This is a genomic window from Streptomyces sp. NPDC022910, from assembly GCF_055561075.1.
Genome location: NZ_JBVHHL010000059.1, coordinates 39,270 through 49,606 on the forward strand (window position 1 = coordinate 39,270; position 10,337 = coordinate 49,606).

11 protein-coding genes and 3 pseudogenes are annotated in these 10,337 nt (G+C 69.2%); 10 read left to right on the plus strand and 4 right to left on the minus strand.

The window, feature by feature from the left end; translation table 11 throughout:
- The 7 genes and pseudogenes from ACZ3TS_RS35115 to ACZ3TS_RS35145 form a co-directional block, all read left to right on the plus strand.
- Window positions 1–320: pseudogene (locus tag ACZ3TS_RS35115) on the plus strand (hypothetical protein); the annotation flags it as partial.
- Complete coding sequence (locus ACZ3TS_RS35120) at window positions 317–508, plus strand: hypothetical protein (protein ID WP_467625887.1); 192 nt, start codon at window positions 317–319, stop codon at window positions 506–508. The pseudogene ACZ3TS_RS35115 and the gene ACZ3TS_RS35120, both read left to right, overlap by 4 nt.
- An 86-nt stretch (window positions 509–594) precedes the next feature.
- On the plus strand, window positions 595–831 hold the full coding sequence (locus tag ACZ3TS_RS35125) for a hypothetical protein (protein WP_467625888.1): 237 nt from the start codon (window positions 595–597) through the stop codon (window positions 829–831).
- Window positions 828–1,454, plus strand: coding sequence for a hypothetical protein (locus ACZ3TS_RS35130; protein WP_467625889.1), 627 nt, complete (start codon window positions 828–830; stop codon window positions 1,452–1,454). The genes ACZ3TS_RS35125 and ACZ3TS_RS35130 overlap by 4 nt, the downstream gene beginning before the upstream one ends.
- Window positions 1,451–3,193, plus strand: a complete 1,743-nt coding sequence (locus ACZ3TS_RS35135) for a relaxase/mobilization nuclease domain-containing protein (protein ID WP_467625891.1) — start codon at window positions 1,451–1,453, stop codon at window positions 3,191–3,193. The genes ACZ3TS_RS35130 and ACZ3TS_RS35135 overlap by 4 nt, the downstream gene beginning before the upstream one ends.
- Window positions 3,194–3,632: 439 nt before the next feature.
- Window positions 3,633–4,076, plus strand: a complete 444-nt coding sequence (locus ACZ3TS_RS35140; protein WP_467625892.1) for a hypothetical protein — start codon at window positions 3,633–3,635, stop codon at window positions 4,074–4,076.
- 78 nt (window positions 4,077–4,154) lie between these two features.
- A pseudogene (locus tag ACZ3TS_RS35145) lies at window positions 4,155–4,849 on the plus strand (hypothetical protein).
- A gap of 57 nt (window positions 4,850–4,906) precedes the next feature.
- Here the strand turns inward: ACZ3TS_RS35145 and ACZ3TS_RS35150 are convergent.
- The 4 genes from ACZ3TS_RS35150 to ACZ3TS_RS35165 all read right to left on the minus strand — a co-directional run bounded on the left by ACZ3TS_RS35150 (window position 4,907) and on the right by ACZ3TS_RS35165 (window position 7,050).
- Window positions 4,907–5,314 (minus strand): hypothetical protein, encoded by a 408-nt coding sequence (locus ACZ3TS_RS35150; RefSeq protein WP_148274192.1) that lies wholly within the window; start codon window positions 5,312–5,314, stop codon window positions 4,907–4,909.
- Between the two features lie 149 nt (window positions 5,315–5,463).
- Complete coding sequence (locus ACZ3TS_RS35155) at window positions 5,464–6,285, minus strand: SPDY domain-containing protein (RefSeq protein ID WP_467625894.1); 822 nt, start codon at window positions 6,283–6,285, stop codon at window positions 5,464–5,466.
- Between the two features lie 15 nt (window positions 6,286–6,300).
- A complete protein-coding gene (locus ACZ3TS_RS35160) occupies window positions 6,301–6,591 on the minus strand; it encodes a hypothetical protein (RefSeq protein ID WP_060881303.1) in 291 nt (96 codons plus the stop codon).
- A gap of 105 nt (window positions 6,592–6,696) precedes the next feature.
- On the minus strand, window positions 6,697–7,050 hold the full coding sequence (locus ACZ3TS_RS35165) for an SPDY domain-containing protein (protein WP_013000019.1): 354 nt from the start codon (window positions 7,048–7,050) through the stop codon (window positions 6,697–6,699).
- 288 nt (window positions 7,051–7,338) lie between these two features.
- Here ACZ3TS_RS35165 and ACZ3TS_RS35170 point away from each other — a divergent pair, with 288 nt between their 5' ends.
- The 3 genes and pseudogenes from ACZ3TS_RS35170 to ACZ3TS_RS35180 form a co-directional block, all read left to right on the plus strand.
- Window positions 7,339–8,199: an abortive infection family protein gene (locus ACZ3TS_RS35170; protein ID WP_467625895.1), complete on the plus strand. Its 861-nt coding sequence runs from the start codon at window positions 7,339–7,341 to the stop codon at window positions 8,197–8,199.
- A gap of 559 nt (window positions 8,200–8,758) precedes the next feature.
- Window positions 8,759–9,571: a class I SAM-dependent methyltransferase gene (locus ACZ3TS_RS35175; RefSeq protein ID WP_467625896.1), complete on the plus strand. Its 813-nt coding sequence runs from the start codon at window positions 8,759–8,761 to the stop codon at window positions 9,569–9,571.
- Between the two features lie 20 nt (window positions 9,572–9,591).
- Window positions 9,592–10,245, plus strand: a pseudogene (locus ACZ3TS_RS35180) (SDR family oxidoreductase); the annotation flags it as partial.
- Window positions 10,246–10,337: the final 92 nt, after the last annotated feature.

Consider the following 10,337-nt stretch of genomic DNA (forward strand, 5'->3'; position numbering starts at 1 on the left):
GACACAAGGTTCCCCTCCGTCAGAAGACGACCACGAAGCCCCGGACGAAGAACAAGGGGAAGCGCGCCCGGCCCCGCACCCCGCAGACACAGCGCCCACCACGCGAGCCGGAGCAGTCGGTGGACCAGCTCGTCCAAGAGGTCCGTCCCCACGTCCCCGCCCTGCTCGAACGGGACGGCAACGAGTCCGTCACCCGGGTCCAGCTGCGGGAAATCCTCCGCCGCGAGGGCCTGAAGGGCGGCCGGAACGACCGATTGAGCCTCGTCCTCCAGCAACTGCGGAGTGACGGCAGCACGACGACAAGGAGCACCGCCCGATGAAGACCTGCCACCAGTTCGACACCGTCCGCGCGGAGTACGAGCGGGAGATCGGCTTCATGCTCGCCCACTCCAAGCGGCACGAGGGCAGGCCGGCGGCGAAGTCCAGCGCGAAGCAGGCTGCCTCGACGAAGGAGCGGATGGCCCGCGCGCTCAACAGTCACGTCGGCCGGTGCCCAGAGTGCGGGTGAACCGGCAAAACCCCAGCTAAAACTCCTAGTCGCAGCCGGTGGCCCGGCTCTGTGCCGGGCCACCGTCCCGCTTCAGGAGACACGCCGTGATTCCGCGTCCCCTTCGCTCATCCGAGCCCACATCCGCCGAGGCCCGCGCCTGGGCGGACGTTCTGGTCCGTCGGCGACTCCTGCACGCCGCCGTCCGCATGCCGACCGGCCAGTGGCTCGTCGAGGACGACCCCGACGGACCCGTCCGTCTCCTTCTGGGGCCGACCGACGTCCTCGCACTGGCCGCGACCATCCAACACCACACCCGCTCCACGAGGTCCGAAACGCGATGACGAACCCCGCCCAGAACGGCACCACCCCAGAACCCGCTCCCGACTCCAACTCGGTCTCGGGGCGAGCAAGTTGGGGCGGAAGCATAGCTTCCGCCAAACCCGCCCCCAAGGGGGCGGGAGAGGACCTGCACCGGGGGGCGCAGGTCCTTCAGGCTTCGACCGAGGGCGGATCGAAGCCTGGGCAGGAGGAACAGCAGAACGAACCGCGTGCACGCCGACAGCGCACTCCCCGCGCCCGTCAGCGCCCGCGTCAACCGCCCGAGACGAAGCGCCTGCACCAGCCCGCCACGCGTTTCAACGAAGACGAGTTCGCCCTGATCAAGTCCGCCGCCGCCCGATGCAATCTGTCCGTCGCCGGGTTCCTTGCCCGATCCGCGCTCGCTGCCGCCCGCGACCTCGACCGCACCAGCGCCGAGATCGCCGACGAACGCGAAGTGATCACAGCCCTGTTCGACAGCCGGCGTCGGCTCGGCTGGGCCGGTAGCAACCTCAACCAGGCAGTCAAGGCTCTCAACTCCGGCGCAGACGCCCCCCAGCTCGAAACGGCCGTCGCCGCCGTACGGCGTGCCGCCGACACCGCCCACGAAGCCGCCACACGTCTGATCGAGCACCACGGCTCATGATCCCCAGCGTCAACCCGTCCGGGTCGGATACCAGAGGTCTCCTCTACTACCTCTACGAGACCGGCAAGTACGAGGACCACACCGACCCGCACCTCGTCGCTTCCTTCGATGGGATGTCCCCCGACCCCGGCCGCGACCCGAACGCCACCCTCCAGGACCTCCAGCAGCTCCTCGACCAGCCCGTGATGGCCCTCGCCAAGCACGCCCGCCCGGCCAAGCACGTATGGCACACCTCCGTACGCGCCGACCCCGGCGACCGGATCCTGTCCGACGAGGAGTGGGCCGGCATCGCCCGCCGCATCGTCGCAGCCACCGGCATCGACCCCGGCGAGGGACAGTCCGGCTGCCGCTGGGCGGCCGTACGACACGCGGACGACCACATTCACATCGTCGCCACCCTCGTGACGGAGGACGGTCACCGCCCCGACGACTTCCGCTCCGGTGCCCGCGCCCAGGCCGAAGCCCGCCTCATTGAGAAGGAACTCGGCCTCCGCCAGGTCGCGCCTGGCGACGGCACCGCCGCACAGCGACCCACCAGTGCCGAACGCCACAAGGCCGAACGTCAGGGACGAGAGCGCACCGCCCGCGAGGAACTGCGCGAAACCGTGCGCCGCGCGGTGACCGGAGCGAGGAGCGACGAAGAGTTCTTCGACCGGCTCGCCGCCGCCGGCCTCCTCATCCGCAAGCGCGCCGCGCCCTCCGGCGACCTGCTCGGATACAAAGTTGCTCTGCCGGACGACCTGAACAAGGACGGCGAGCCGGTGTTCTACCCCGGCGCGCGCCTCGCCCCCGACCTCTCGCTGCCCCGCATCCGGGAGCGCTGGTCCGGCGACGCCCAGGACAACCCAGCTGCCCCGCAGGAGGAAGCACCCCGCACAGGGCCGGGCAGTCCAGCCGCCGCCCGCCGCGGGACGGCATCGGCCGCGTGGCAGGCCGTACTCGTCGTCGAGTACGGCGACGATGCGGTCGCCGCCGCCCACATCGCTGCTGCCGGCGAGGTCCTGGATGCCCTCGCGAAGACGTCCGCCGCCCACACCCGCCGCGAACTGCGCGACGCTGCAACGGCCTTCGAGCGCGCCGCGCGCTCCAACGTCCGCGCCGCACGTGGGCACGACCGCGCACTGCGGCAGGCCGCCCGCGACCTCGTCCACGGCGGCCCCGCCCTCGGCCGCGGGGAAGACGGCGCCACCACCGCGATGGCCATCGACATGCTGTTCTTCCTCATCACCGCCGCCGCGCACTGGCACGCCAGAAAGGGACACGCCCAGCAGGCCGAAGCCGCCACCCGAGCCGCCGAGCACCTGCGCACCGCCTACCAGGCCGCCTCCGCCCAGCCCCTCGGCGTGCTCTACCAGCGCGGCCGGCGCCTGAGCCGGCCGATGCTCCAGCGGCAAACCGTGGTGCTTCGCGAGACGCTGCCGGAGCTGGCCGAGCAGATCCTCGCCGAGCCCGGCTGGTACGCCCTGGCCGCAACCATCGCGGAGGCCGAAGCCGCCGGCCACGACCCGGCCACCCTCCTGTCCGACGTTGCCGAACGCCGCGAACTCGGCACCGCGGACTCCGTCAGCGACGTGCTCGTGTGGCGGATGCGCCGGACGGCCGACCTACCCGCCGACGCGTCTCACCTGCCCGAGACCAGCGCCGCAGGAAGCCGCACCGCACCGCATCGTTCAACGTCCAGGCCCTCCGCGCCCGGTAGGCGGCGCAACGGGGAGGAGGCATCGCGTGCGGCCCGGTAGGCCCGCCGGGTGCCGCTGCGCGGCCTCAACGCATCGCCGAGAGAAGGGACACCGCCACCACTCCGCCCGCAATCCACAGCATGGTCGTACGCCACACCGGACCTCGGTGACGACCCACTCCGCATGGGAGGCCGTCGGCATCCGTGCACCTGCAGCACGGACAGGCACGACGCAGGTGCGGCGAGTCGAGCCAGTACACGTCTTGAAGTTGAGCGGTCGAGGGAGACGACGTGTGATCGGGCACACCGTGGCAACGGCCATTCGCCGCACGGAGACACGCACCGTGGCCAACTCGTCATCGGGGCAACGGAGAAGCCGCAGTACTCCTGCTGACCTGGCCAAAGGCGACTGTGAACTTTGTGAATTGAAACCACCGGGGACGTGGGGCACGATCATGAAACGCGCAGGACGAGGTGACGAGGTAAAGGAGGACGCCAGGGTGTTTCACCGGATACGCCGCAGAGCCAAGGAGCCGAGCGAAGCTCAGAGAGAGTTCGCCGAGTTGCACGCGCGGCTGCAGGGCCAGGTCCCGCCCGGCTTCGGAGTGCCAGCGACCGAGCCGGAGCCCGCCGAGCCGGCCAGCGTCGTGGACGACTTCCTTCCGCCCGAGCTGCGAGTGCCGAGCCACGACCAGGTCGACGGCAAGATGATGCCGTGGAGGCAGCCCCTCGTCCTTGACGGCGAGATGGCCGCCTGCGCCGAGTGCGGCGCATACCGGGACTGGCTGATCCTCTCTACCCGCGGCGAAATCTGGCTGCGCTGCCGGGCAGGCCACCAGCAGCGGGAAACCCGCCTCGACACCGCCTGGTACAACCGCAACAGCGGACCCGCAGACGCGACGCACGCCACGTTCGAGGACTGCCTGCGCCACCTCGGGCACTGACCACCACTCCTACGACCCACCGGGTCCTCGGGCCCGCACTGACCACCCGTCGCCTAGCACCAAGGGGTCAGTTCCGTCATGCGCGTTCGCGTCGCCACCACCGCCCTCGGCATCACCGCCGCCCTCCTCGCCCTGCCCGCCTGCTCCACCGACACCACCGGGGCCAAGCACCAGCCCCCTCCTCCGCCCGGACGAGCAAGCCGGCCGACGCGGTCCAGAAGTCGGCCTCGCTCTCCTCGGCCGCGCTCGAGTCGCGCCTGCTCGACCAGAGCGACCTCGGCAGCGGCTACGTGCCCAAGCCGGAGCGTCCGGCCCAGCACGACGACGTCACCGTCAACGGTTGCCCGGCCCTGCGTGAGCTGGGCGGCAACGCAGCGACCGGCGGCACGCTCTCCTTCCCGCACAAGGCGAAGGCAGACTTCACCTACGGCGGCAGCTCCTCGGAGGTCTCCGAGGAGCTGTACAGCGACAGCGCGAAGAAGCTGTCCGACGGTGTCGCCCGGATCTTCAACGCGATGACCGGCTGCCCGACCTATCAGGTCGTCGCGGGCGGCACCCCGGTCGACGTGACCTCGCAGAAGCTGCCCGCGCCCCACGACCTCGGTGACGAGCAGTGGAGCCAGCTCCTGACGTTCTTCACCGGAGGGCGGAGCACCGTGGTCAAGCAGACCGCGGTCCGCGACGGCAGTCTGCTGCTGATCGTCTCCGGCTCCCCGGCCCTCGTCGACCGCCACCTCGACAAGGCCCTCGCCAAGGCCACGGCAACGAGCTGACCTGCCTGCCCGTCACGCTGCTGCCTCCGACCCACATGGGTCGGAGGCATCAGCGCGCTACTGGCCAACGCGTTGAGCAGCGCGAGCAGCCTGGCCTGGCACCCAGGCACGGACCTGGCCGGGCTGTACGTAGAGCACGTTCGGGTTGTGGCTGTGCGGCCCGTAGCCGCTGGAGGCGTTGACGAGGAGGTAAGCGCCTGCGGGAATGTGCCAGTTCCAGAACCAGGCGTCCTGTTGTCGACCGGTGTCGCACCAGGTCACGATGGCTTTTGAGCCACGGCGTCCGTGCTGGTAGACCCGCGTGACCTGAAGGAGTTGCCCGTGCCCGGAACGTCGGTGCTGCTGGAATGCCTGCCACTGCGCCGCGAGGGCAGCCGTGCGCTTGCGGCGTGAACGGACCGTCAACGCGATCGTCACGGCGACGATGAAAGCGATGGCCATGAGAGCGCCGGGGCTGGGGTGCATTGCCGCATCGTGCATCGTTCCGTCACAGGGCGGCAAACCATCCTGGGCGTCGAAGACCGAGCGACTACTTCGCCCGAGAAACAAGAAAGCCCGGCACCCCCAACTGGGAGGGTGCCGGACTGCGATCACCAAGAGCTGCGCGCGGGACGTTAGATGGCCGGCGCGCGAAGAAGGCGCTCCTGGGTGGCCTCGGGCAGCACCCGCCGCAGAACCGGTGCGGTCGAGCTGAGGGAGGCGGCGAAGGCGGCAACGAGATCGTGCGGGACGCTGGCGGCGAAGGAAGCCGCCCACAGACACGGTGCACCGAGCGCGGGCTCGGCCCACGCCTGCCATCCGTCCGGTCCCGTCTCGTCGGCCTCGGCCGCCAGGGCGCGCGGGTCGCCGTCCTGGATGAGGGGCGGCACCTCGCCGAGGCTGATGTGCGAAGTGAACGTCGGATCTGTCGCCGCCGCCTGGGGCTGGTCGATGTCGCGGAACCATCCGTGGGCGGCGACAGCGTCGAGGACCAGCTCGGGTCCGGCTAGTGGGGCGGCAGGCTGATCGCGTGCGTCGAGCGCGACGAGGAAGTCGGCCACCGCCTCACCGGGAACATCGCGGGTGAAGTAGGCCGACCACTGGGCGAGCGGGCTGCTCGCCTCGGCGCGGGCGGAGATCTGCCAGGCGATCGGCAGCTCTCCCAGGTGGAACGGCTCATCCGCCAGACTCCACTGGGCCCAGCGCAGAGCGTCGGGGCTGATGTGCAGGACGGTGCTGCGCAGGACCTGACGGTCCTCCGGTGCCTCGTCCGGCTCGTGCCGTCCGCGGACGATCGTCAGGCTCGTCCAGTCCAAGCCGGCGAGCGTGTCGGCGACGGCGTCGTAGAGGCGCCCATCGTCACCGGCCAGGTGCCGGGGGCCAACCCAGAACGCGGGCTGGCCGCCACGCGAGGCGGACGGGTCGGGCGGAAAGTCGGGGTACAGGGGCGCCTCCAAGGGCTCGGTGAGGGTCTAGTTGCCGCCGGCGCGGCGGCGGGGGCGACGCGGAGGCGCCTGGACGGGGCCCTGCCACGTCAGCTCGATGGCGACCTCGGGCGGCAGGTGGCCGAGCTGTGCGTCCTCGTCCGCTCCTTCGGCGAGATAGACGACGGTCCGGCCGGTCTCGTCCACCGACTGCACGACCTGCGCCAAGCGATGCGCCATCGGGAAGAACGGGTTCATGGCCTGGCGGACCGGAGCACTCCGGTCGCAGCCGGACAGCAGGTCGATGAGATCGCCAACGGTCATCTCCGAGGACGTCACGAACAGCCTCCTGGGGTACGAGGAAAGGGGGAGCGATGGAACGGTTCGGCGGTCGGGACAGCTGGCCGATCGTGGGGCGGACACTTCCTGTCGGTGCCCGCGCTGTCAGAGGCGGCGTGAGGTCTCCAGCACGCGCGCTACGACCGCGGCGACGATGTCCGCCGGCGTCTCGGTATCGAACGACAGTTGGTAGCCACGGACCTTGGCGGTGCCGGTGACGGCGATCTTCCATCCCTCACCGTCCGTGCCGGGGCGTCCGAGCGGGAACCAGCCGAGGTAGAACCGGCCGTCCTTCGAGCTGACGTGCACGTCCGCACGATCGTCGACGATCAGGTGGAAGTCCTCCGCGGAGAACTGGTCCATGACCAGCGTGGGCTGGCCGGGGCCGAGCTGCCACTCGCGCAGTCGCAGGGCTTCGACGGTAGTGGAGAAACCGGGGTCCGCAGGGGCTACGGTCACAGGCAATCACCTCTCTGACCTGGGGTTTCTTGCACGGTCGTCTACGTTGACATGACCTCGCAGCCGTTGGCCAGTCATTCCGCGATCTTTCCTGTCTGCCCCCGGCGAACTGCTGTCCGCCGACATTGTGGGATCTCCGATTCCGTGGCCGAATCTCACGACCAACGGCCACCCAGTGGCCGGTCAGCCGCAACCCGAGACTGGTTGGTCAGACGGGCGCAGCATGGATCAGACGTCACCTTGGGAAAAGACAGTGACGGTGTCAGGGTCTGCTCCTATCTTCAGACCATGACCGTCACCGCACGGCGGGAGCTGGTGAGCCCGGCGACCCGCAACGCCTTCCGCTCTCTGGCCACGGACCTGACCGTCCGGATTGTCGCCGAACTGTGGGAGGACCACGGGTTCGCACCCATCCCGCCAGATGAGCTGAAGTACCAGGACTCAGGCCAGCGGCGGACTGAATTCATGCTCTACGCGGAGGGCGTGGACTGGTCGGATCCTAACCAGGTTCGACGTGTACTCCTGGTCTTCGAGGACTTCATCCGCGCGTACCGGAACCCGGACGATCAGGGAATTCCTAAGTGGCTTGACGACATCAGGGTCCGCTTGGAGCGGGACGGCTTCACTCTCGATAAGGAGGGGAGGATCTCCTGGTCCAACCCGCCAGTGCTGGTCCGCGACCTCAGCACCCTGAGCGACGCCTCCGGCATCACGATCGAGTTGGAGCGCATTCGGAGGGACCTGACCACCGATCCCCATGGGGCCATCGGCGCGGCCAAGCAGCTCATCGAGGCAACGGCGAAGACCGCTCTTGGGGAGCTGAACATCGAGGTCGACCGGAACGCCGCGCTCCCAGCCCTGATCAGCACGGTCCAGAAGGCGCTGAAGCTCGACGCTGGTTCGGCTCCTGATGGGCCGGACGGCAGCAAGGCCGTGAAGAGAATCCTTTCGGGCTCGGTGAACATCGCAGTCGGCGTCGCCGAACTGCGCAACCAGGGCTTCGGCAGCGGTCACGGTCAGGCGAGCGCACCGTCTGGGCTTGGAGTGCGTCATGCCCGCCTGACGGTCAATGCTGCCGTGACCTGGTGCGAGCTGATCCTCGACACGCTCTCCGACCCCGCCGCGCCGTGGCGCAAGACCAAGGTCTGATCACTTCGCGAAGAGGGCCAGGTTTCGGGGTAAAGCAGATCGCGCCATCCCGCAGGCGTGACTTCAGCTCGCCAACTTGGGCCTCCCGCCCACCGGTCCCGGCGGGCCTACTACACCCTGAGGAAATGCCCCGGCCGTGAGACGGACCGGCTGTGCCATCAACTTGAGAAGCGTAAGAGCTGCTGGTCAGCAAGGACGGCCCGTACCACGAGCCGCGAGATCCTACAGACATCGAACCCAGTCCGTGAGGTTCCTTGCCATCCAACGCAGTCGCCGCAGGTCACGGCGTTGATGAGCGGGGATGGCCTCACCAACGCCCTTGCCAATCAAGTTAGTCGCCGTCGGTCAGCGCGGGCAGAAAAACCGCGCCATATTCTCAGAGCGGACTGCACAGCAAAATTGATCTACGGCATGAACCTGACGCTGGACAATGAGCCGGGCACTGTGCCAGCGGCGGTGGGGGCCGGACCATCACAGGGCTCCGAAAATCGATGTGATCACTTCTTTGTCTCCCCTACTCTGCCGGACACCGACAGCCCCTCCTGACGAGGACATCCCGATGACGAGCAGCCCCGCCGTGCGCCCGGAGATCATCGACTTCTACACCCGGTCCGACGAAGCCGCACGGCTGCAGACCACCGCCACAGGCACCCTGGAGTTCGCGCGCACCCGCGAGTTACTGCGCCGCTACCTCCCACCGGCACCGGCCCGCGTGCTCGATGTCGGCGGTGGTCCCGGAGCGCACGCCCGGTGGTTGGCCGACGACGGCTACACGGTGCACGTCGTGGACCCCGTCCCCAAGCACGTCACCGAGGCAGCCGCCATCGACGGCGTGACGGCCGAGCTGGGCGACGCCCGCCGCCTCACCGCCGCGGACAGGACGTACGACGTCGTTCTGCTTCTCGGCCCGCTCTACCACCTCCACGACAAGACCGACCGGATCTCCGCGCTGACGGAGGCGGCCCGCGTGGCCCGGCATGGCGGACTCATCGCCGCGGCGGCGATCTCCCGGTATTCGCCCCTCCTCGACTACATCGCGACCACCGGTATCACCGAGTCCGCGATCCAGGACGGCGTCCGTGACACCCTGGCCCAGGGCCGCTACGCCGGACAGCGCGGCTTCACCGTCGCCTACTTCCAGACCTCCACCGAGCTGCGCGCGGAGGTCACGGAGGCCGGTCTTACCGATCCCAGCCTCTACGGAATCGAAGGACCCGGCTGGGTGGCGGTCAAGGCCATCGAGAAGTACACCAGCGCCAACCTCATGGGCACGGACATGTACGAAGCTGCCCTCGCCGCGGCCCGCATCGCGGAACCGCACGCGGCCCTCACCGACCCCTCCGCCCACATTCTCGCCATCACCGGGCCCTGACCGGTCTAGGGTGTCGCCTCATGACGCTGCTGATCGTGGGTGGTTCCGGGTTCCTGGGCACCGAGCTGGTCCGGCAAGCTGTAGCGGCGGGGCGCCCGACGGCCGCGACCTATACGACCAGGCCCGGCAGCGCGACGGGGGTTACTTGGCGCAGCCTCGACCTGCGGGATCCAGGGAGCGTGGAAGCGGTCGTGGCCGAGGTGAACCCTCGCGTCATCGTCAATGCGTCGAGCGGCGGGGCCGACTGGGCCGTCACAGCCGAGGGACCCGTCCGCCTCGCGATCGCCGCGGCGAAGGCCGGAAGCAGAATGATCCAGGTCTCCACCGACACCGTCTTCTCCGGCAAGAGCCCCGTTCCCTACGACGAACACTGCAAGCCCGACCCCATCACCCCGTACGGAGCGGCGAAGGCCGCCGCGGAAACGGTGCTTCTGCTTCATCCGGACGCCGTCGTGGCCCGCACCTCGCTGATCATCGGCGACGGCCAGTCCGAGCACGAACGCACCGTCCACGAACTGGCCACCGGCACCCGCGAAGGCGTCCTCTTCACAGACGACTTCCGATGCCCGGTCCACGCGAGCGATCTGGCCGCAGCGCTCCTCGAACTCGCGTCGGGCGACACGACCGGCGTCCACCACCTCGGCGGGAACCAGGCTCTAAGCCGGCACGAGCTAGTACTACAGGGATAGATCTCTGTGGGTGGTTGCGGCAAGATGGTCTTCCGTGAGTGCGCAAGATCTGGTCGAGGACGAGTTGGCGGCGGAGG